Origin of the sequence: Ottowia sp., assembly GCF_016703145.1 — a bacterium.
Lineage (GTDB): Bacteria > Pseudomonadota > Gammaproteobacteria > Burkholderiales > Burkholderiaceae_C > Ottowia.
The window spans coordinates 40,460-60,581 of record NZ_JADJCO010000005.1 but is presented as its reverse complement, the minus strand read 5'-3'; the positions used below and the strand labels follow the sequence as shown (position 1 = coordinate 60,581).

Here is a 20,122-nt window from a genome sequence, read left to right as displayed (position 1 = left end):
ATGGCGGTCTATACCGAAGTCTCCGAGGGCGAGGCCAGCACCTTGCTGCACTCGCTGGGCCTGGGCCACGCGAGCGCGCTGCGCGGCATCGAGGGCGGCATCGAGAACACCAACTACTTCGTCACCACGCCCGAGGGCGAATGGGTGCTGACGCTGTTCGAGCGCCTGACGCACGCCCAGTTGCCCTTCTACCTGCACCTGATGCAGCACCTGGCGCGCCACGGCGTGCCGGTGCCGGAGCCGCTGGCCAAGCTGCCGGGCACGCGGATCGGCGCCGGCGAGGACGACATCCTGCACACGCTGCGCGGCAAGCCCGCCACCCTGGTCAACCGCCTGCGCGGCAGGAGCGAGCTGGCGCCCGGCCCCGCGCACGGCGCGCAGGTGGGCGAGATGCTGGCGCGCGCCCACCTGGCGGCGCGCGATTTCGACCGCCACCAGCCCAACCTGCGCGGCCTCGCCTGGTGGAACGAGACCGTGCCGGTGGTGCTGCCCCACCTCACACCCGCGCAGGCCGCGCTGATCCGTGCCGAACTGGCGTTTCAGAACCACGTCGCCGCCAGCTCGGCCTACGCCGCCCTGCCGCGCGGCGCGGTGCACGCCGACCTGTTCCGCGACAACGTGATGTTCGATGGCAAGCCGGATGCGCCACGCCTCACCGGCTTCTTCGACTTTTATTTCGCCGGTGTCGACACCTGGCTGTTCGACCTGGCCGTGGCGCTGAACGACTGGGCCATCGACCTGCCCACCGGCCGTGCCGACGCGGCGCGCACGCAGGCCATGCTGGCGGCCTACCAGTCGGTGCGCCCGCTCACCGGCGCCGAGCGGCGCCTGCTGCCCGCCCTGCTGCGCGCCGGCGCGCTGCGCTTCTGGGTCTCGCGCCTGTGGGACTTCCACCTGCCGCGCGCGGCCAGCATGCTGACGCCGCACGACCCCCGGCACTTCGAGCGCGTGCTGCGCCAGCGCATCGCGGAGCCGCTGTGCCCATGAGCCACCGGGCCTTCCCCACGCGAACGCCGCAGCCTGCAATGGCGGAGGCCGCCCGATGAAACTGCGGATCGTCCCTGCGCGGACTGGCACGCGGTGGGTGCGCGACGGCGTGCGCACCTTCTTCCGCCAACCACTGGCCCTGGGCAGCCTGTTCGGCATCTTCATCCTGCTGATGTCGCTGGCCGCCATGGTGCCGTGGGTGGGCGGCGTGCTGGCCCTGGTGCTGATGCCCGCCGCCACGCTGGGCCTGATGGCCGCCACGCGCGAAGCCGACGAGGGACGCGCGCCCATGCCGGTCATCCTGTTCACCGCTTTCCGCCAGGGGCCGCGGCAGACGCGCGCCATGCTGGTGCTGGGCGCACTGTACGCCGTGGGCGTCATGATCGTCATGGGCATCTCGTCGCTGATCGACGGCGGGCAGTTCGCGCAGGTCTACCTGGGCGGCGACGGCGTCACGCGCGAGCTGGTGATGGACCCGCGCTTCCGCACCGCCATGTGGGTGACCACACTGCTGTACCTGCCCCTGTCGCTGGCGTTCTGGCACGCGCCGGCGCTGGTGCACTGGCATGCCGTGTCCCCGGTCAAGAGCCTGTTCTTCAGCTTGGTCGCCGTGCTGCGCAACACCCGCGCGTTCCTGCTGTTCGGTGCCATGTGGATGGCCATGTCCTTCGGCGCCGGCCTGGTGCTGCTGGTGCTCACGGCCGTCACGGGCAGCGCGGCCATCGCCGCGGCGGGCCTGCTGCCCACGGGGCTGGTGATCGGCGCGATGTTCTTCGTCTCGCTCTGGTTCACCTTCCGGGACAGCTTCATGCCCGAAGCGGCCGACCCGGCCGAACCCTCGCCCATCTAGTACGCCGGCACGGAGATATCGGAACACAATGAAACCGATGGATTTGCGTTCAGGGCAAGGCGCGAACCGCGGCGATACCGGGCGGTATCGCGAGGATTTGCAACGCCGCCCTGGGCGCAAAGACGCGGTTTCATGTTTCGATATCTCCGTGTCGGCGCACTAGTCCCAATACTGTTCAGATACGCAGTACTGGCGTGGGCTGATGTCGCTGGTGGAGCAACGCGCCGCGATGGCGGACGGTGAAGCTGCTCATCTTGCGCTTGACTCCGCGCGGGTTGAGGCGTCCGCGGCTACTAACGCAGCGACCACGGGCAATCTCGGCCAGCAGGGACTCACGCCAGCTTTCGAGGCGCTCAGGGGGAACGGCCGCGGCTTGCGGCATCTTGCGTTTGATCACGCGCGCCGCGTGGCTGAAGCTCAGGCGATCCGGGTCGAGTGCGCGCTGCCAAGCCGCTTGTGCCATGAGTTGGCGGATGGCGAAGTGCGCCAGCAGCAGCCCCCACGGTTCCTGCTTCACCAGATCGGGCGTCTTGCTGCGCAGCACCCGCCGACCCTGCCGCAGGTGCGTCTTGAGCTCGTCGAAGACGGCCTCGATTTCCCAGCGCTCGTGGTACAGCGCCGCCAATTCTTGGCCGGGCGCCTGCTCGGGGTCGAGCAAAGTGGTCACCAGGCGGTAGCTGTCCTTTGTGGGGACGGCCAAGTCGCGCAGCGTGTACTCGATGACGCGCACCGTGCGGCCATGCCGCCGGGCGCTGTCTTCACTGTCGAAGACGGTGCTCAGGTACGAGCCATCGGGCGGGACCTGCTGCGCCGCCAGCTTGATGTTGGAACTCACGCGCCACAGCAGCGTGGCGCCGCTGTCGCAAGCGAGCGCCCAGAGCTTGAAGCTGTAGAAGCCCCGGTCGGCCATTACCAACATGTCCTTGCGCAGCCAGCCCGGCAGCAGTTCCGTGGCCATCGCCTTCTCGCTGCGTGCGTACGCGGCGATGCCGGCGGCCACGATGGCGTGCGTGCCGCACTCGACCAGGCCGAGCAGGCGCGCCTGCGGGAAGGCGCTCTGGCCGCGTACGGCTGTGGGGTAGCCGATTGCGCTGACTGCCTCGCCCTGTCTCGGCCAGCACCTCGTCGATCAGAGGCCTCGAACACACGCTTGCCAGTACACCTGTGCTGATCAGGTGGGCGACATCGACCTGGTGCGGCAGTACCTTGCGCGTTCTTGCCATCGGCTCCGTCCTCCATGGATTGGATGGAGCCGAATTATGCTGGCCATTTGTCTATCTGAACAGTATTGCATCTAGAGCCTGCCGGCCGGCTGCCGCGACACCGGCCCCTTCCGCGGACGCCTTGGCGCGCCCGGAACTCAAGCACACCACCGCGCGGCGCTCGCCTCCAAATCGTTGCCAAAGCGCATCGGAAGGGCTGCGGATCTCGGCCTGAACGTCAATACTGGCTCGCATGAGAATAAAAATGATTATCATTCTCTACTAAATTCAGCCAATCACCACGGCGTCAGTTCGCGTGAGTGCCAACCCCGAATGACAACCTTTTCCGGTCGATGGTCGCGGCTGGTTTTCCGTAACGCGAATCGATGCACGCCAAGCAGCACGACACTTCCCAACGCCGGGCCTACTGGCTCAAGACACTGCACGAATGGCATTGGGTCAGCTCGGCCATCTGCCTCGTCGGCATGCTGCTGTTCGCCGTCACCGGCTTCACGCTCAACCACGCGGCCGACATCGAGGCCAGGCCCCGCGTCACCCATCTCGGGGCCACGGTGCCCGTTGCGCTGCGCGACGCGCTGGCCGCGCAGGCCCGGGGCGCCGGCCAGCAGGGCCCGGTACCCGACGCCTTGCGGCAATGGGCCCGGCAGCAGTGGCGCGTGGACATCGGCGACCATGAGGCCGAATGGTCGCAGGACGAGATCTACGTGCCCCTGCCGCGCCCCGGAGGCGACGCCTGGCTGCGGATCGGACTGGCCGATGGGCAGGCCGAGTACGAGCTGACCGAGCGCGGCTGGATCTCCTACCTGAACGACCTGCACAAGGGCCGCAACACCGGCGCCGTCTGGCGCTGGTTCATCGACATCCTTGCCGTGGCCTGCCTGGTCTTCAGCGTCACGGGGCTGTTCATCCTGAAGATGCATGCCGCACGCCGGCCCTTCACTTGGCCCATGGTGGGCCTCGGGCTGCTGGTGCCGCTGCTGCTGGCCCTGCTGTTCATCCATTCCTGACGATTTCACCCCCACCCAACCGAAGGAGAAATACCCATGGCATCCGCCATCGCATCGACCCGCTACAGCCTGGCGCTGGGCACCGGCCTGGGCGTCGTGCCCGCCGTGTTCGCGGCCGGGCTGAACATCGGCGTCGAAATTCCCCGCCTGGACGTCGCCGAATACCACCGCCCCTACGTGGCCGCGTGGCTGGAGCGGGCGGACAACGCCGTCGCCGGCACGCTGGCCGTGTGGTACGAGGTCAAGAAGCGCGACAACGAGGGCGTCAAGTGGCTCAAGGACATGCGCCAATGGTGGCGGCGCACGGGGCGCGAACTGAGCGTCCCGATCGACGGCATCACCGGCCCCACCCGCCCCGCCGGCCGGCACGATCTGGCCTTCAGCGAAGGAACCGGCCCTCTGCCCAAGCTGCCGGCGGGCAGCTACAAGCTGGTGGTGGAGGCCTCGCGCGAATCGGGCGGCCGCGAAGTCGTGACCGTCCCGTTCGATTGGCCCGCCAAGGCCCCCGTGTCCCTGAAGGACCAGGGCAAGAGCGAACTCGGCGCCATCACCCTCGACCTCAAACCCTGATCCATCACCAAGGAATCCCAGCCATGCGAATCGCTTATCGCCTCACCTTCTGCGCGGCCGCCTTGTGCGGCCTTCTGTCCCACGCCCAGGCCCACAACGTGTGGCTCAAGCCGTCGAGCACCGTCCTGTCGAAGGCCGAGTGGATCACCGTCGATGCGGCGGTCTCCAACGACCTGTTCTTCTTCAACCACTTCCCCCTCAACATCGAGAAGCTGGCGGTCACCGCGCCGGACGGCGGCACGGTGCAGCCCGAGAACGTGTCGCGCGGCAAGCTGCGCACGGTGTTCGACCTCAACCTGACCCAGCCCGGCACCTACCGCCTGGCGGTCGCCAACGCCAGCCTGAACGCCAGCTACAAGGACAGGGCCACCGGCCAGACCAAGCGCTGGCGCGGCACGCCCGACAAGCTGGCCGCCGAGGTCCCCGCCGACGCCGTCGATCTGGCCGTGACCGAGTCGGTGAGTCGCATCGAGACCTTCGTCACGGTCGGCAAGCCCAGCGCGCTCCAGCCCATCAACCACGGGCTGGAACTGGTGCCGGTCACCTCCCCCGCCGACCTGGTTCAGGGCGAGAAAGCGACGTTCGTCCTGCACGTCGACGGCAAGCCGGCGCCGGGGATCGAAGTCGAGGTGATCGCCGACGGCACGCGCTACCGCAACCAGACCGACCCGGTCAAGGCCACCACGGACGCCCAGGGCCGGTTCAGCGTCACCTGGCCGGCGGCGGGCCTGTACTGGATCGAGGTGTCCGCCAAGGACGGCAAGACCTCGGCCGCACCGGCCAAGGAGCGCCGCCTGTCCTACGTCGCCACCGTCGAGGTGCTGCCCTGACGCCTCGTCCCCGCTCCCACGCCCGCGCATGCTTCGCTACCAGGCCCGCCTGACGCTGCCCGCCGCCGGATACGCAGCGGCGTACCCGGCCTATGCGCCGGGGGCGGTGCCGCGGCGGCCGGACCCGCACACGCTGCACACCCTGGCCGGCCGGTCCATGGGCACGGCCTGGCGCGTGCGCCTCGGCAACCCCGGGATGCGGCCCCTGGACGAGGCGCGCCAGGTCGTGGAAGAGTGCCTCGCGCGCGTCGTGCGCCAGATGAGCCACTGGGAGCCCGATTCCGACCTGGCCCGGTTCGGCCGCGCGCCCGCCGGGACGTGGCACGTGCTGGCGCCCGAGTTCTTTCGCGTGCTCCAGGCCGCGCTGTCGTGGGCCCGGGACAGCGGCGGCGCGCTCGACCCCACGGTGGCGCCGCTGGTGGCGCTGTGGGGCTTCGGCCCGCACGCCGCCGGCCCGCACCAGCCCCCGTCCGCGCCAGCCATCGCCGCCACCCTGCCCCGGGTCGGCCACGCGCGCCTGGCCCTGCGCCCCGGCACGCGCGAGGCCTGGCAGCCCGGCGGCGCGCAGCTGGACTTTTCCGGCATCGCCAAGGGCTTCGCCGTCGATCTGGTGCTGGAGAGCCTGCGCCAGGCCGGCTGGCACGACGGCCTGGTGGAAGTCGGCGGCGAGCTGCGCGCCACCGGGCAGCGGCCGGATGGACAGCCCTGGCGGGTGGCCGTCGCGGCCAGCGCCGACGGCGCCGCGCCGGCGCCGGCCCCGCTGGTCCTGCGCGAACAGGCCGTCGCCACCTCGGGCGACCATTGGCACGCCTGGGAGCACGGCGGCCGCCGCTGTGCGCACACCATCGATCCGCGCACCGGCCAGCCGGTGGCGTACGCGCTGACGGCCGTCACCGCGGTGCATCCGGAATGCATGCACGCCGACGCGCTGACCACGGTCCTGACGGTGCTGGGGCCGGACGAGGGCATGGCCTTCGCCGAGGCGCGCGACGTGGCGGCGCTGTTCAGCCTGCGCACGCCGGCCGGCCCCCGCCTGGCGGCCTCGGCGGCCTACCGCGCGCTGTCATGACCCCCCACGCCTCGCGGCTCGCGCTGGCGGCGCTGGCCCTCGCGCTCTATGCCGCCCTGTGCCTGGCCATCTGGCTGCGCGAGCGAAGGCGCCACCGCACGGCGGCGGACGAGGCCGACGCCCTGTCGGCCGTGCGCTCCGGCGAGGCGCCCATCATCGTCGCGCACGCCAGCCAGACCGGCCACGCCGAAAGCCTGGCCCGGGAGACGGCGCGCGTGCTCCACGCCGCCGGCAGCGCCGTCCGCCTGCTGCCCCTGAACACGCTCGACCACGCGCAACTGGCCCGCGCCCGCTGCACCCTGTTCGTGGCCAGCACCTATGGCGAGGGCGACGCGCCCGACAACGCCGCCGACTTCTGGCAGCGTTGCCAGCGGGCCGGCGGCGCCGCGCTGGCGCACCTCCACTACGGCGTGCTGGCGCTGGGCGACCGCGAGTACGCCCGGTTCTGCGGCTTCGGCCAAGCGCTCGACCACTGGCTGCGCGCGGCCGGCGCCACCCCCCTGTTCGAGCGCATCGACATGGACAACGGCGACGCGGCGGCGCTGCGGGCCTGGCAGCAGGGCTTGTCCCTGATCGCCCAGACCGGCCCGGGCACCGCCTGGACCGGCGACGCCCCCTTCATGCCCTGGACGCTGGTGGACCGGCGGGTGATCAACCCGGACAGCGTGGGCGCACCCATCGTGCACCTGAGCCTGCAGGCGCCCGGGATGACGGCCTGGGAGCCGGGCGACCTGGCCGAGCTGCGCATTCCCGCCGATCCCCGGCACCCACGCAGCTACTCCATCGCCTCGGTGATGCAGGACGGTCGGCTGGAGCTGCTGGTGCGCGTCGCCCGGCGGCCCGACGGCAGCCCCGGCCTGGCCTCGCGCTGGCTGGCCGAGGAACTCGCCGTGGGCGCCAGCGTGGCGCTGCGCCTGCGCGCGCACTCCGCCTTACGCCTGGGCGACAACGCCACCCGGCCCATCCTCTTCATCGGCAATGGCACCGGCCTGGCCGGCCTGCGCGGCCACCTGCGCGCGCGCGCAGTGGCCCGCACGGGGCCGAGCTGGCTCGTCTTCGGCGAGCGCCAGGCGGCGCACGACTTCCTGTGCGAAGGCGAGCTGCGCGCCTGGCTGGCCAGCGGCGCCCTGCAGCGGCTGGACACCGCCTTCTCGCGCGACCAGCCCGAGCGCATCTACGTGCAGCACCGCCTGGACGAAGCCGCTGGCGAGGTGCGCGACTGGGTGCGCCGGCGCGGCGGCGCCATCTACGTGTGCGGCAGCCTGAACGGCATGGCCCAGGGCGTGGACGCCGCGCTGCGGCGCATCCTGGGCAACGACGGGCTGGCCGCGCTGGCGCGCGAGGGGCGGTATCGGCGGGACGTGTATTAGTCGGACGCTACGAAAACAAGAGCTTCCGACCAAATATCCACGCGGACTATCGACCAAAAACACCATAGAACAGCCTGCCCGAGACCGTCCTCCCCGACTACTCCACGACCGTCAGCTTGGCCACCGCCAGCGCCAGCCACTTCACGCCGTGGCGAGGAAAGTTGACCTGCGCCTTGGCGTCATCGCCCGCGCCCTCCACCGCCAGCACCCGGCCTTCGCCGAACTTGGTGTGGAACACCTTCCGGCCCGCCGTGATGCCGTGCGCGGGCGGCACCTTGCGCGGCGGCGCGGGAGCCGGCGCCCCAGGGGCGCCATCGGCGTGGATGCCGCTCCTGCCCCACGCGGGGCGCGGACGGTCGCTCCGCGGCGCCAGGCTGGCGAAGCCGCCGCGCCGGGGCGTGACCCACTTCAGCGCGTCCTCGGGCAGCTCTTCCAGGAAGCGGCTGCTGACGTTGTAGCGCGTCTGCCCGTGCAGCAGGCGCGTCTGCGCGTGGCTGAGGTACAGCCGCCTGCGGGCGCGCGTGATGGCCACGTACATCAGCCGGCGCTCCTCTTCCAGTCCGTCGTGGGTGGAGAGCGAGTTCTCGTGCGGAAACAGCCCCTCCTCCAGGCCGGTGATGAACACGGCGTCGAACTCCAGCCCCTTGCTGGCGTGCACCGTCATCAGTTGCACCGCGTCCTGCCCGGCCTGGGCCTGGTTGTCGCCCGCCTCCAGCGCGGCGTGGGTCAGGAAGGCAGCCAGCGGCGACAGCGTCTCGCCCGTCTCGGCGTCGGGCGACAGCGGCGTGTCCAGCACCGGCGCGTCGGGATCGAGCCCCTGGCTGGCGGGGCTTTGCGTCAGGGGCTGGCCCAACTCGTCCACCGGCAGGGCCACGGCGTCGCGGCCGAAGCCTTCCTGCGTGACGAAGCTCTCGGCGGCGTTGACCAGCTCCTCCAGGTTCTCGATGCGGTCCTGGCCCTCCTTCTCGCCGCGGTAGTGCTCCAGCAGGCCGCTGGCGTCCAGCACCAGCTCGATGATCTCGCGCAGCGTGCGGCCGGCGGTCTGCTCGCGCATCACGTCGATGCGGGCAACGAAGCCCGCGAGGTTGGCGCCGGCCTTGCCCGGCACGTCGGTCACGGCGTCGTGCAGCGCGGTACCGGCGGCGCGCGCCACATCCTGCAACTGCTCGATGCTGCGCGCGCCGATGCCGCGCGGCGGGAAGTTGACCACGCGCTGGAAGCTGGTGTCGTCGCGCGGGTTCTCCAAGAGGCGCAGGTAGGCCAGGGCGTGCTTGATCTCGGCGCGCTCGAAGAAGCGCAGGCCGCCGTACACGCGGTAGGGCACGCCGGCGTTGAACAGCTGCGTCTCGATCACCCGGCTCTGCGCGTTGCTGCGGTAGAGGATGGCGATCTCGGCGCGCGGCATCCCCTCGCCCTTGTGCAACTGGCGCAGTTCATCCACCGCCCATTCGGCCTCGGCGAAGTCGCTCGGCGCCTCGACCACGCGCACCGGCTCGCCCGCGCCCTGGTCGGTGCGCAGGTTCTTGCCCAGGCGCCGCGTGTTGTGGCTGATGAGCGCGTTGGCCGAATCGAGGATGTGGCTGTGGCTGCGGTAGTTCTGCTCCAGCTTGATCTGGTGCGCCACGCCGAACTCGCGCACGAAGTCGGCCATGTTGCCCACGCGCGCGCCGCGAAAGGCGTAGATGCTCTGGTCGTCGTCGCCCACGGCCAGGATGGCGCCGCCGCCGCCTTCCTCGGGCAGGCCGGCGATCATCTTGATCCAGGCGTACTGCAGCCGGTTGGTGTCCTGGAACTCGTCGATCAGCAGGTGGCGGAAGCGCCGCCGGTAGTGTTCGCGCACTGGGTCGTGATCGCGCAGCAGCTCGTAGCTGCGCAGCATCAGCTCGCCGAAGTCCACCACGCCCTCGCGCTGGCACTGGTCCTCGTAGAGCTGGTAGATCTCCACCTTGCGGCGGGTTTCCTCGTCGCGCGCCGACACGTCGCGCGGACGCTCGCCGTCCTCCTTGCAGCCGGCGATGAACCATTGCGTCTGCCGGGGCGGAAAGCGTTCTTCGTCGATGCCGAACTGCTTGTAGAGCCGCTTGATGGCCGAGAGCTGGTCCTGCTGGTCCAGGATCTGGAACGCCTGCGGCAGCCCCGCCAGCCTGTAGTGCGCGCGCAGGAAGCGGTTGCACAGGCCGTGGAAGGTGCCTATCCACATGCCGCGCACGTTCAGCGGCAGCATGGCGGTCAGGCGGGTGAGCATCTCCTTGGCCGCCTTGTTGGTGAAGGTGACGGCCAGCACCCCGCCGGGCGAAACCTGGCCGGTCTGCAGCAGCCAGGCGATGCGCGTGGTCAGCACGCGTGTCTTGCCCGAGCCGGCGCCGGCCAGGATCAGCGCATGCTCGGGCGGCAGGGTGACGGCGGCGCGTTGCTCGGGGTTGAGGCCGGCCAGGAGGGGCAAGTCGGCCGTGGCCGGCGCATCGGTGGGTGGAAGCATGCGGGGATTGTAGGAAGCGCCCTCTCGCCAGCCAGCGGCGTGGCTTTCCCCGTGCCTCGCGGTTCAGGACGCCAGCAAGCCCTCGACCGCGCCCGACACCGGAATCTCGCCCCGGGCCAACTGGGCGCGGTGCCTGTCCAGGCGCTTGAGGTCGTAGAGGTAGTTGACCATCAGCCCGTAGGACTGCTTCAGGCCCTTGGGCGAGGGATCGGCCAGCCAGTTCAGGCGCTCGACGCGCGCGCCGTTGCCCAGGTGGAAGCGCGCCACGGCGTCGCGCGGGCGGCCGTCGCCGGCCAGCTCGCGGCCCAGGTATTGCGCCGCCGCGCCCAGCAGCCAGTGGGCGCAAAGGGATTTCTCGGGCAGCCCGGCCGCGCCGTCCAGCGCGGCCAGCAGCTCGGGCGCGGTCACGGCGGGCAGCGCCATCTCGCGCGCCAGCGCTTGCCGGGCGCGCGCGGGCGTGGCCTCCAGCAGGGCGGCGGCGTTCTTGCCCAGCCAGGCGCGCAGGCCGGGAATGGGCGAGAGCGTGGCGAACAGCTTGAGCCGCGGGAACTCCCCGCGCAGCGTCTCGACCACGCGCTTGATGAGCGCGTCGCCGAAGCTCACGCCCTTGAGGCCCGGCTGCGTGCTGCTGATGGAATAGAAGATCGCCGCCGTGGCCTTGTCCAGATCGGCCGGCGCGGCCTCCTCGTCCAGCAGCGGCTCGATGCCGGCGGCCATGTCGCGCAGCAGCGCCACCTCGACGAAGATCAGCGGCTCGCCGGCCATGCGCGGGTGAAAGAAGCCGTAGCAGCGCCGGTCCTCGTCGAGCCGGTTCTTGGCATCGGCCCAGCTTCGGATGTCGTGCACCGCCTCGTACCTGATCAATTTCTCGATCAGCGAGGCGGGCGAATCCCAGCTGATGCGCCGCAGGTCCAGGAAGCCGACGTCGAACCAGGTGGAGAACAGCTCCTCCAATTCGGCGTCCAGCGCCAGCAGGCGCTTGTCGCCCTTCAGGTGCGGCAGCAGCTCGGCGCGCAGGTCGACCAGGAAGCGCACGCCCTCGGGAAACGCCGAGAAGCGCTGCAGCAGCCGCGTGCGCGGCGCGGTGAAGGCGCGGCGCAAGCGCACCTCGGCGCGCGACTCCTCGTCGGTGCCGCGCGCGGCTTCGTAGGCGTCGCGCGCGGCCTCGATGGCCGACGCGTCGGGCGTGAACTGCTCGCTCATCAACAGCCAGCAGTCGCGCCGCTGCTCGGGCGTGGCGCGCGCGTACCAGCCGGCCACGCCCGCCGCGCGGCGGCCGCCCTCGACCTCGCTCACCGCCGGATCCAGCACGTGCTGCAGCTCGCGCAGCGTGCGGCGCGCGCCCCAGGGCGCGAACGCGTCGACGCCGCGCTCCAGCATGGCGCCCAGGCGCTCGCGCACGCTGGGGGCGTGGCGCGCGGCGGGTGTGACGGGATCGTCGTTTGCTTCGTTTTCCATAGCTGTCAGCGCAGTATCAGAGCGGGCTCAAGGCCAAAATAACTTGAAATTCAGGTCCGCCCGGCCCCCGCTCCGGCTTGCCGTCCGGCCCACCACCACAGCGCGGCGCCGGCCAGCATCATGGGCACGCACAGCCACTGTCCCATGCTCATGCCCAGCGCCAGCAGGCCCAGGTGCGCGTCCGGCTCGCGGAAGTATTCGGCGATGAAGCGGAACACGCCGTAGCCCAGCAGAAAGGCCCCGCTCACCTGCCCCGTCCTGCGCGGGCCGCGCGCGTACAGCCACAGCAGCACGAACAGCAGCACGCCTTCCAGCAGGAACTGGTAGACCTGCGACGGATGCCGCGCCAGCATCGAGCCGCTTTGCGGAAACACCATGCCCCACGGCAGGTCGGGCGGGGCGAAGCGCCCCCACAGCTCGCCGTTGATGAAGTTGCCCACGCGGCCCGAGGCCAGGCCCAGCGGCACGCAGGGGGCGATCAGGTCGGTCACCTGCAGCCAGGGCCGCCCGCGCGTGCGCGCCCACAGCATCATGGCCAGGATCACGCCCAGCATGCCGCCGTGAAAGCTCATGCCGCCCTGCCACACCGCGAGGATCTCCAGCGGGTGCGCCAGGTAGTAGGCCGGCTTGTAGAACAGGCAGTAGCCCAGCCGTCCGCCCGCGATCACGCCCAGCACGCCCCAGAACAGCATGTCCTCGATGTCGCGCCGCGTCCACGGCGCCGGCTGGGTGATAGACGCGAACGGCGGGTGCCGCAGCCGCCGCGTGGCCAGGAAGAAGAACAGCGCGAACGCGACCAGGTAGGAGATGCCGTACCAGTGGATGGCCAGCGGTCCGAGGCGGACGGCGATGGGGTCGAATTGGGGGTGAACCAGCATGCGCGCATTGTGCCGCGCCGGCGGTGCCGGCTCGGGCTTGTCAGCCCGCCACGCGGTCCCGCAGGAAGTGCACGAACCGCGCCAGCGCCGGGTTGTCGGCCGCCGGCGGCCACACGAGGCTGGTTTCGCACACCGGCAGCGGCGGCCCGGCGGCGCGCCGGGTGCGGCCCGCGGCCAGCTCGTCCGCGCCGCGGTACCGCACGCCCGCGCGGCGGAACTGCGTCACGCTGGCCGGCACCCAGGCCAGCCCCAGGCCGCCCCACACCAGGTTGACGATGGTCTGCATCTGGATCGCCTCCTGCGCCACCTGGGGCTGCACGCCGGCGGCCTGGTACAAGCCCAGGATGGCGTCGTGCAGCGAGGGCACCAGCCGGCGCGGGAAGATCACCAGCGGCTCGGCCAGCACGCGCGCCAGCGGCAGCGGCCGGGCCTGGGCCAACGGGTGGGCCTCGGGCAGTGCCAGCACCAGCGGCTCGCGCGCCACCGCCAGGCGCGCCAGGCCGGGCGGCGCGGCGCCGGGCGAATGCAGCAGCAGCCCGGCGTCGATGTCGCCGCGCGCCAGGGCCTGCAGTTGCACGTCGCCCGTGGCCTCGGCCAGCTCCAGCACCACGTCGGGGCACTGGGCCCGGAAGTCGCGCACCCACAGCGGCAACTGCTCGAAGCCGATGGTGGACACAAAGGCCAGCCGCACCCGGCCCACCTCGCCCGCGGCGGCGGCGCGCGCGCGGCGCGGCAGGGCCTGCGCGCGCGCCAGCAGTTCGCGCGCCTCGGGCAGCAGCGCCTCGCCCGCGGGCGTCAGCGCCACGCGGCGCCGCGTGCGGTCGAACAGGCGCACGCCGAGCGCCTTCTCCAGCTGGGCGATGGCCTGTGTCACCGGCGGCTGCGTCAGGTGCAGGCGCTGGGCGGCGCGGCCGAAGTGCAGCTCCTCGGCCACGGCCACGAACTGGCGCCAGGCGCGCAGCTCGATGGCGGGGTTGTCCGGGGTCATGCGGGCAGCATAGCAACCGGGTGGGACGCCGGCCGCCCGACCCTGCATCCCCGCAGGCACAGGATTGCAGCAATTTGTCACCGTCTCTCCAACAACGCCACGGGTGCGCCCAGAATGGAAGGCGTTTCCCGAAGGACCCACGCGACCACAGGAGGTACACGATCAACGCACATCCCGCACGGACTCGCCCACGAAAAACACCACAAGGAAGCAAGATGACGACATTTCATTTCGGAGACATCAGCCGGCGCGGCCTCATCGCGTCGGCCCTGCTGGCCAGCCTCGTCGGCTGCGGCGGCAGCGACGAAGATCCACCGAAGCTGACCGCTGCGGCGGTGTCCTCGCCCGACCAGTTCGGCGCGCAGGCCGCCAAGCAGATCCTCGACCAGGGCGGCAACGCGGTGGACGCCGGCGTGGCGGTGGCCTTTGCGCTGGCGGTGACCCTGCCGTCCGCGGGGAACATTGGCGGCGGCGGCTTCATGACCATCTACATGGACGGCAAGCCCTACTTCGTCGACTACCGTGAAAAGGCCCCCGGCGCCGCCACGCCCACCATGTACCTGGACGCCAATGGCGACGTGATCCCGCGCCTGAGCCTGGACGGCTCGCTGGCCGCCGGCGTGCCCGGCACCGTGGCCGGCATGCAGGCCGCGCACCAGAAGCTCGGCCGGCTCAAGTGGAGCCAGGTGCTGGCGCCGGCCATCGGCTACGCGCGCAACGGCTTCGTGGCCTATGCCACCGCGAACCCCACGTCAACGGCCAGCCGCGTGAACTTCAACGATTACTTCGGAGGCAAGATGGTGAGCGGCCAGCTGTTCAAGCAGCCCGAGCTGGCCGACACCCTGCAGCGCATCAGCGACAACGGCGCCGACGAGTTCTACAAGGGCAAGACCGCCGACCTCCTGGTGGCGCAGATGGGTCGCACCAACGGCCTGATCTCCAAGGCCGACCTGGCGAACTACCAGGCCGTGTGGCGCGACCCCGTCGCCATCAACTGGAACGGGCACATGGTCTACACGGCGCCGCCACCCAGCTCGGGCGGCTTCGGCATCGGGCAGCTCCTCAAGATGAAGAGCTTCCTGGCGCCTGAGTTCGCCAGCGCGCCGCTGAACTCCGCGCAGTACATGCACCTGACGGCCGAGATGGAAAAGCGCGTGTTCGCCGACCGGGCGCAGTACCTGGGCGATGCGGACTTCTTCACCGTCCCGATGGCCGAACTGCTGGCCGACGACTACCTGCGCGGCCGTGCGACCGAGGTCAACCCGCTGGTGCCCACGCCGCTGGCCCAGATCCAGCCAGGACTGGGCACGGACTTCCCGGCGGCCGCGTCGGCGGACGAAAAGCCGCAGACCACGCACTTCTCCATCGTCGACAAGTGGGGCAATGCGGTGTCCAACACCTATACGCTGAACGGCGGCTATGGCAGCGGCATCGTGGTCGAGGGCGCGGGTTTCCTGCTGAACAACGAGATGGACGATTTCTCCGCCAAGCCGGGGGTGCCGAACCAGTTTGGCGTCGTGGGCTCCGATGCCAACTCGGTTCAGCCGAACAAGCGCCCGCTGTCGTCCATGAGCCCGACGATTGCCACCAAGGACGGCAAGGTGGCCTTGGTTCTGGGCACGCCCGGCGGCTCGCGCATCTTCACCAGCGTCTACCAGGTGCTCGTGAACGTGCTGGACTACCAGTTGCCCATCGCCGAAGCCCAGGCCCAGCCGCGCTTTCACCACCAGTTGCTGCCCGACAACGTCATCGAGTACGAAGCCGGCAAGTTCTCCGATGCCATCCTTGCGGACCTCGCCCAGCGCGGCTGGATTCTGCAGAACCGCGTGGGTGGCGGGCTCAACATCGAAGCCATCCAGGTCGTGGGAGACACCCCCGTGCCTGTCACCGACCCTCGAGGTGCGAACGGCGTGGCGCTGGTGGTGCCGCCTGTGTCGAACTGAGGGTCGCCAGGCAGCCGCGTCCCGGGGTGATCCCAGTCCCTGGCGGCACGGCTTCGACGAGCCTGCCCGTCGTCTGGCAGCCTCTTTGCTGCCGCAAGTTCAGTAACGGTTGGAGAAGTTGGCGCTGATGCGCTGCTTCAGGTACTCGGCGCCGGTGATGGGTGGGTATTTCTTGCCCGGCCCCTCGATCACCGCGTCCTCGTTGGCCTGGCAGAAGAAGGCCAGGCTGTAGCGCGCGCCCTGGTATTCGTGCGGCAGCGGGTTGCGCACGCGGTGGAAGTTGCTGGGCAGCTGGTCGTCGCTCCAGCGCGTGAGCATGTCGCCGATGTTGCAGGTGATGACGCCTTCGATGGGCGCCACGCTGGTCCATTGCCGCGACGCCATCTCCTTGCCCGGCAGCACCTGCAGCCCGCCCTGGCCGGCGCGCTGGAACAGCAGCGTGAGGCAGTCGAAGTCGGTATGCGCGCCAGCGCGCCACAAGCCCAGCTCGTCCCGCAGCGCCGGATCCATCGCGAAGTAGTGCAGCATGCGCAGCGTGCTCTGGTAGGCCGGCACGTCGGGGTCGTGGGCGCGGGTGAAAAAGTCGTCGTCGAAGCCCAGCTTGTGCGCGAAGCACGACAGCAGGCGCATGCCCACTTCCCAGCACTGGCGCTCGAAGGCGAGCGTTTGCGCCTTGAAGCGCGGCAACTGGTCCTCGGTGGGCCACAGACCGATCATGCGCGGGCGCGTGACCTGGTAGGACTCCTTCTGGTCCGGCGTCTGGGTAGAGGGGCGGATCTGTGCCTTGTGCTCCCAACCGGCGTTGCGCGCCAGCGGCCACTGCGCCTTGACCTCGCGCGGCAGCGCGAACAACTGCTCGGCGCGCGCGAAGGCGGCGTCCACGTCGGCCTGCGCGATGCCGTGGCCCGAGACCTGGAAGAAGCCGATGTCCACCGACGCGCTCCACAACTGCTCGGCGATCTCGGCCTTGCGGGCGTCGAAGTCGCTCAGGTCGATCACGCGCACCTCGCGCGCGGTGGTTTCCTCGCCCTGGCCGCCCATGCGGGCTTCCTTGTCGAGTTCGCCCAGGGCATAGCGGGCGGGCGGCGGGGGTGTGGAAGAAGGGTTCATGGTCCGGGCGGTTCATGCAAGTCGCGCGCCAAGGGCGGCGCCCCCGCACCGGCCGGGGGGCGCGCCATCGCGGTGCGCCGGACACGTCGCCTTGCCGCGCTTTGGTTCATGCCGGCACCAGGCTGAGGCGGCGCATCGGGCACGCCTATTGCTTGCTTGCCCGGTTGCTTCAGAGGAATTCACCATGCACAAGCGCTCTTTCCTGCACACCCTGCTGGCCCTGGCCGCCGCCACCGGCTTCGCCCCGGCCCATGCGGCCACGCCCATCAAGTTCCAGCTCGACTGGCGCTTTGAAGGGCCAGCCGCGTTCTTCCTGCTGCCCGCCGCCAAGGGCTATTTCAAGGACGCGGGGCTCGACGTGGCCATCGACGCCGGCAGCGGCTCGGGCGGCGTGGTGCAGCGCGTGGCCTCGGGCGCCTACGACATGGGCTTCGCCGACCTGGCGGCGCTGATGGAGTTTCACGCCAACAACCCCGACGCGCCCAACAAGCCGGTGGCGGTGATGATGGTCTACAACAACACGCCGGCCTCGGTGATGGCGCTGAAGAAAAGCGGCATCACCAAGCCCGCCGACCTGAACGGCAAGAAGCTGGGCGCGCCCGTGTTCGACGCCGGCCGGCGCGGCTTTCCGATCTTCGCCAAGGCCAACCACGTGAGCGGCGTGCAGTGGACCACCATGGACCCGCCGCTGCGCGAGACCATGCTGGTGCGCGGCGACGTGGACGCGATCACGGGCTTTACCTTCACGTCGCTGCTGAACCTGGAGGCGCGCGGCGTCAAGGCCGGCGACGTGGCGGTGCTGCCGTATGCCGACTTCGGCGTCAAGCTGTACGGCAACGCCATCGTCGTCAGCCCCAAGCTGCTGAAGGAAAACCCCGGCGCCGTGAAAGCCTTCCTGCAGGCCTTCACCAAGGGCGCCAAGGAAGTCATCGCCAGGCCCGACGCCGCCATCGCCTACGTGAAGGAGCGCGACGGCATCGTCAACACCGCGCTGGAGACGCGCCGGCTCAAGCTGGCCATCGACACCGTGATCAACACGCCGGACGCGCGCGCCGAGGGCTTCGGCCAGGTGGTGCCCACGCGCCTGTCGCTGATGGCCTCGCAGGTGTCGGACGCCTACGCCACCAAGACGCGCGTGAACCCCGACGCGGTGTGGAACGCCAGCCTGCTGCCGGCGGCGACCGAGCTGAACGTGCTGCCAAAGAAGTAGTGAACTACTTTTTTGATAGCTACATGCCGATATTCCACGCTGGCCCAAGCGCATTTCTTTCATGAATTCACTCGCAGAGCCTCCATCCGCCCCGTTCGTGGAGTTCCGCGACGTCTGGCTGGCCTACAACGACGAACTGCTGCGCGCCAACCAGTTCGCGGTCGAGGCCATCGACCTGGAGGTGCGGCGCGGCGAGTTCATCGCCATCGTCGGCCCCTCGGGCTGCGGCAAGTCCACCTTCATGAAGCTGACCACGGGGCTGAAGATGCCGTCGATCGGGCGCATCCGGGTGAACGGCGAGCGCGTCACCGGGCCGCTGAAGATCTCGGGCATGGCGTTTCAGGCGCCCTCGCTGCTGCCCTGGCGCACCACGGTGGACAACGTGCTGCTGCCGCTGGAGATCGTCGAGCCGCACCGCTCGCAGTTCCGCGCCAGGCGCCAGGACTATGAAGCCCGCGCCCGCATGCTGCTGCGGAAGGTGGGCCTGGCCGGCTACGAGGACAAGTACCCCTGGCAGCTGTCGGGCGGCATGCAGCAGCGCGCCAGCATCTGCCGCGCCCTCATCCACGAGCCGCAGATGCTGCTGCTGGACGAGCCCTTCGGCGCGCTGGACGCCTTCACGCGCGAGGAGCTGTGGTGCATCCTGCGCGACTTGCAGGCGGAGCAGAAATTCAACGTCATCCTGGTCACGCACGACCTGCGCGAGAGCGTGTTCCTGGCCGACACGGTGTACGTGATGAGCAAGAGCCCGGGCCGCTTCGTGGTACGCCGCGACATCGAGCTGCCGCGCCCGCGCGAGCTGGAGCTGACCTACACGCGCGAGTTCACCGACATCGTGCACGAGCTGCGCGGCCACATCGGCGCGCTGCGCAAGACCGGCGGGGAGATCAGCCAATGACCCCGCAACGCAGAAGGCATGTGGAACGCTGGGCGCCCTGGGCGCTGCTGCTGGCGATCATCGTGCTGTGGCAGCTGATCTGCTCGGGCTTCAACGTGTCGGAGTTCATCTTCCCCAGCCCGCGCGCCATCGGCGAGAAGCTGGTGGAGTTCCGGGGCGTCATTGCCGGCCACGCCTGGCGCACCTACTGGGTCACCATGGCGGGTTTCGGCCTCGCCATCGTGGTGGGCGTGCTGCTGGGCTTTCTGGTGGGCTCGTCCCGCCTGGCCTATGCCGCGTTCTACCCGCTGATGACGGCCTTCAACGCGCTGCCCAAGGCGGCCTTCGTGCCGATCCTGGTGGTGTGGTTCGGCATCGGCGCGGGGCCGGCCATCCTGACGGCGTTTCTGATCAGCTTCTTTCCCATCATGGTCAACATCGCCACCGGCCTGGCCACGCTGGAGCCCGAGCTGGAGGACGTGCTGCGCGTGCTGGGCGCCAAGCGCTGGGACGTGCTGGTCAAGGTGGGCCTGCCGCGCTCCATGCCCTACTTCTATGGCTCGCTCAAGGTGGCGATCACGCTGGCCTTCGTGGGCACCACCGTCAGCGAGATGACGGCCGCCAACGAGGGCATCGGCTACCTGCTGGTATCGGCCGGCTCGTCGATGCAGATGGGGCTGGCCTTCGCGGGCCTGTTCGTGATCGGCGCCATGGCCATGGCCATGTACGAGCTGTTCAGCGCCATCGAGAAGCACACCACGGCCTGGGCGCACCGCGGTTCGCAGGGCGAGTGATGCAAGCGCTGTCGCCGGACCAGATCGCGCGCCTGCTGCGGCGCGCCAACACCGTGGCCGAGCGCGCCATGGCGATGGGCCGCCACCCCTTCGGCGCGCTGCTGGTGGCGCCGGACGGCGACACCGTGCTGGCCGAGCAGGGCAACATCGACACCGTGAATCACGCCGAAAGCACCCTCGCGCGCACGGCGGCCGCCAACTACCCCGGCGCGTACCTGGCGCAGTGCACGCTGGTCACCACCTTCGAGCCCTGCGCCATGTGCGCGGGCACCATCTACTGGGCCGGCATCGGCCGCGTGCTGTACGGCGCCGACGAGACGGCGCTGCGGGCGCTCACGGGCGACCATCCCGCCAACCCCACGCTGGCCCTGCCCTGCCGCACGGTGTTCGCCAACGGCCAGCGCCCCACCGACGTGCTGGGCCCCGTGCCCGCGCTGGCGGACGAGATCACCGCGCCGCATCGGGGCTTCTGGAGATAA

17 protein-coding genes and 1 pseudogene are annotated in these 20,122 nt (G+C 70.3%); 12 read left to right on the top strand and 6 right to left on the bottom strand.

What is annotated here, in order from left to right:
• Positions 1-987 carry a homoserine kinase gene (locus tag IPG65_RS13345; protein WP_293190354.1) on the top strand — a complete coding sequence of 329 codons (987 nt, stop codon included), beginning with the start codon at positions 1-3 and terminating at the stop codon, positions 985-987.
• A gap of 55 nt (positions 988-1,042) precedes the next feature.
• The gene (locus IPG65_RS13340) at positions 1,043-1,837 is read left to right on the top strand and encodes a BPSS1780 family membrane protein (RefSeq protein ID WP_293190352.1); all 795 of its coding nucleotides are present in this window, start codon (positions 1,043-1,045) and stop codon (positions 1,835-1,837) included.
• 355 nt (positions 1,838-2,192) lie between these two features.
• On the opposite strand, the pseudogene IPG65_RS13335 reads toward IPG65_RS13340, so the two are convergent.
• Positions 2,193-3,060: pseudogene (locus IPG65_RS13335) on the bottom strand (IS4 family transposase); the annotation flags it as partial.
• 365 nt (positions 3,061-3,425) lie between these two features.
• On the opposite strand from IPG65_RS13335, the gene IPG65_RS13330 reads away from it, so the two are divergent.
• Genes IPG65_RS13330 through IPG65_RS13310 form a run of 5 tightly spaced genes read left to right on the top strand, consistent with a single transcriptional unit; the run spans position 3,426 to position 7,906 of the window.
• The gene (locus tag IPG65_RS13330; protein ID WP_293190350.1) at positions 3,426-4,067 is read left to right on the top strand and encodes a PepSY-associated TM helix domain-containing protein; all 642 of its coding nucleotides are present in this window, start codon (positions 3,426-3,428) and stop codon (positions 4,065-4,067) included.
• 36 nt (positions 4,068-4,103) lie between these two features.
• Positions 4,104-4,637, top strand: a complete 534-nt coding sequence (locus IPG65_RS13325; RefSeq protein WP_293190348.1) for a DUF2271 domain-containing protein — start codon at positions 4,104-4,106, stop codon at positions 4,635-4,637.
• 23 nt (positions 4,638-4,660) lie between these two features.
• Positions 4,661-5,467, top strand: a complete 807-nt coding sequence (locus IPG65_RS13320) for a DUF4198 domain-containing protein (RefSeq protein ID WP_293190346.1) — start codon at positions 4,661-4,663, stop codon at positions 5,465-5,467.
• A gap of 28 nt (positions 5,468-5,495) precedes the next feature.
• Entirely contained in the window at positions 5,496-6,536 is a 1,041-nt protein-coding gene (locus tag IPG65_RS13315) for an FAD:protein FMN transferase (RefSeq protein ID WP_293190344.1), read from the top strand.
• A complete protein-coding gene (locus tag IPG65_RS13310; RefSeq protein WP_293190342.1) occupies positions 6,533-7,906 on the top strand; it encodes a sulfite reductase subunit alpha in 1,374 nt (457 codons plus the stop codon). Before IPG65_RS13315 ends, IPG65_RS13310 begins: the two co-directional genes overlap by 4 nt.
• Positions 7,907-8,003: 97 nt before the next feature.
• Here the strand turns inward: IPG65_RS13310 and IPG65_RS13305 are convergent, their stop codons facing one another.
• The 4 genes from IPG65_RS13305 to IPG65_RS13290 all read right to left on the bottom strand — a co-directional run bounded on the left by IPG65_RS13305 (position 8,004) and on the right by IPG65_RS13290 (position 13,709).
• Positions 8,004-10,385 (bottom strand): UvrD-helicase domain-containing protein, encoded by a 2,382-nt coding sequence (locus IPG65_RS13305; protein ID WP_293190340.1) that lies wholly within the window; start codon positions 10,383-10,385, stop codon positions 8,004-8,006.
• Between the two features lie 63 nt (positions 10,386-10,448).
• The gene (locus IPG65_RS13300) at positions 10,449-11,843 is read right to left on the bottom strand and encodes a malonyl-CoA decarboxylase (RefSeq protein WP_293190338.1); all 1,395 of its coding nucleotides are present in this window, start codon (positions 11,841-11,843) and stop codon (positions 10,449-10,451) included.
• Between the two features lie 50 nt (positions 11,844-11,893).
• Complete coding sequence (gene lgt / locus IPG65_RS13295) at positions 11,894-12,721, bottom strand: prolipoprotein diacylglyceryl transferase (protein ID WP_293190337.1); 828 nt, start codon at positions 12,719-12,721, stop codon at positions 11,894-11,896.
• Positions 12,722-12,761: 40 nt separating this feature from the next.
• A complete protein-coding gene (locus IPG65_RS13290; protein ID WP_293190335.1) occupies positions 12,762-13,709 on the bottom strand; it encodes a LysR family transcriptional regulator in 948 nt (315 codons plus the stop codon).
• Positions 13,710-13,924: 215 nt separating this feature from the next.
• On the opposite strand from IPG65_RS13290, the gene ggt reads away from it, so the two are divergent.
• Positions 13,925-15,652 carry a gamma-glutamyltransferase gene (gene ggt / locus IPG65_RS13285; RefSeq protein ID WP_293190333.1) on the top strand — a complete coding sequence of 576 codons (1,728 nt, stop codon included), beginning with the start codon at positions 13,925-13,927 and terminating at the stop codon, positions 15,650-15,652.
• 99 nt (positions 15,653-15,751) lie between these two features.
• On the opposite strand, the gene IPG65_RS13280 is transcribed toward ggt, so the two are convergent.
• On the bottom strand, positions 15,752-16,762 hold the full coding sequence (locus IPG65_RS13280) for a 2OG-Fe(II) oxygenase family protein (protein WP_293190331.1): 1,011 nt from the start codon (positions 16,760-16,762) through the stop codon (positions 15,752-15,754).
• Positions 16,763-16,946: 184 nt separating this feature from the next.
• On the opposite strand from IPG65_RS13280, the gene IPG65_RS13275 reads away from it, so the two are divergent.
• The 4 genes from IPG65_RS13275 (at position 16,947) to IPG65_RS13260 (ending at position 20,122) form a co-directional block, all read left to right on the top strand.
• The gene (locus IPG65_RS13275; RefSeq protein WP_293190329.1) at positions 16,947-17,972 is read left to right on the top strand and encodes an ABC transporter substrate-binding protein; all 1,026 of its coding nucleotides are present in this window, start codon (positions 16,947-16,949) and stop codon (positions 17,970-17,972) included.
• A 61-nt stretch (positions 17,973-18,033) separates the two neighbouring features.
• Complete coding sequence (locus tag IPG65_RS13270; protein ID WP_293190327.1) at positions 18,034-18,870, top strand: ABC transporter ATP-binding protein; 837 nt, start codon at positions 18,034-18,036, stop codon at positions 18,868-18,870.
• On the top strand, positions 18,867-19,643 hold the full coding sequence (locus tag IPG65_RS13265; RefSeq protein WP_293190325.1) for an ABC transporter permease: 777 nt from the start codon (positions 18,867-18,869) through the stop codon (positions 19,641-19,643). The genes IPG65_RS13270 and IPG65_RS13265 overlap by 4 nt, the downstream gene beginning before the upstream one ends.
• Entirely contained in the window at positions 19,643-20,122 is a 480-nt protein-coding gene (locus tag IPG65_RS13260) for a nucleoside deaminase (RefSeq protein WP_293190323.1), read from the top strand. The genes IPG65_RS13265 and IPG65_RS13260 overlap by 1 nt, the downstream gene beginning before the upstream one ends.

Coding starts and splice junctions, on each gene's coding strand:
- IPG65_RS13260 (WP_293190323.1), top strand. CDS start 19,643: ATGCAAGCGCTGTCGCCGGACCAGATCGCGCGCCTGCTGCGGCGCGCC.
- IPG65_RS13330 (WP_293190350.1), top strand. CDS start 3,426: ATGCACGCCAAGCAGCACGACACTTCCCAACGCCGGGCCTACTGGCTC.
- IPG65_RS13345 (WP_293190354.1), top strand. CDS start 1: ATGGCGGTCTATACCGAAGTCTCCGAGGGCGAGGCCAGCACCTTGCTG.
- IPG65_RS13300 (WP_293190338.1), bottom strand. CDS start 11,843: ATGGAAAACGAAGCAAACGACGATCCCGTCACACCCGCCGCGCGCCAC.
- IPG65_RS13290 (WP_293190335.1), bottom strand. CDS start 13,709: ATGACCCCGGACAACCCCGCCATCGAGCTGCGCGCCTGGCGCCAGTTC.
- IPG65_RS13280 (WP_293190331.1), bottom strand. CDS start 16,762: ATGAACCCTTCTTCCACACCCCCGCCGCCCGCCCGCTATGCCCTGGGC.
- IPG65_RS13325 (WP_293190348.1), top strand. CDS start 4,104: ATGGCATCCGCCATCGCATCGACCCGCTACAGCCTGGCGCTGGGCACC.
- IPG65_RS13340 (WP_293190352.1), top strand. CDS start 1,043: ATGAAACTGCGGATCGTCCCTGCGCGGACTGGCACGCGGTGGGTGCGC.
- IPG65_RS13310 (WP_293190342.1), top strand. CDS start 6,533: ATGACCCCCCACGCCTCGCGGCTCGCGCTGGCGGCGCTGGCCCTCGCG.
- ggt (WP_293190333.1), top strand. CDS start 13,925: ATGACGACATTTCATTTCGGAGACATCAGCCGGCGCGGCCTCATCGCG.
- IPG65_RS13275 (WP_293190329.1), top strand. CDS start 16,947: ATGCACAAGCGCTCTTTCCTGCACACCCTGCTGGCCCTGGCCGCCGCC.
- IPG65_RS13320 (WP_293190346.1), top strand. CDS start 4,661: ATGCGAATCGCTTATCGCCTCACCTTCTGCGCGGCCGCCTTGTGCGGC.
- IPG65_RS13265 (WP_293190325.1), top strand. CDS start 18,867: ATGACCCCGCAACGCAGAAGGCATGTGGAACGCTGGGCGCCCTGGGCG.
- IPG65_RS13270 (WP_293190327.1), top strand. CDS start 18,034: ATGAATTCACTCGCAGAGCCTCCATCCGCCCCGTTCGTGGAGTTCCGC.
- lgt (WP_293190337.1), bottom strand. CDS start 12,721: ATGCTGGTTCACCCCCAATTCGACCCCATCGCCGTCCGCCTCGGACCG.
- IPG65_RS13305 (WP_293190340.1), bottom strand. CDS start 10,385: ATGCTTCCACCCACCGATGCGCCGGCCACGGCCGACTTGCCCCTCCTG.
- IPG65_RS13315 (WP_293190344.1), top strand. CDS start 5,496: ATGCTTCGCTACCAGGCCCGCCTGACGCTGCCCGCCGCCGGATACGCA.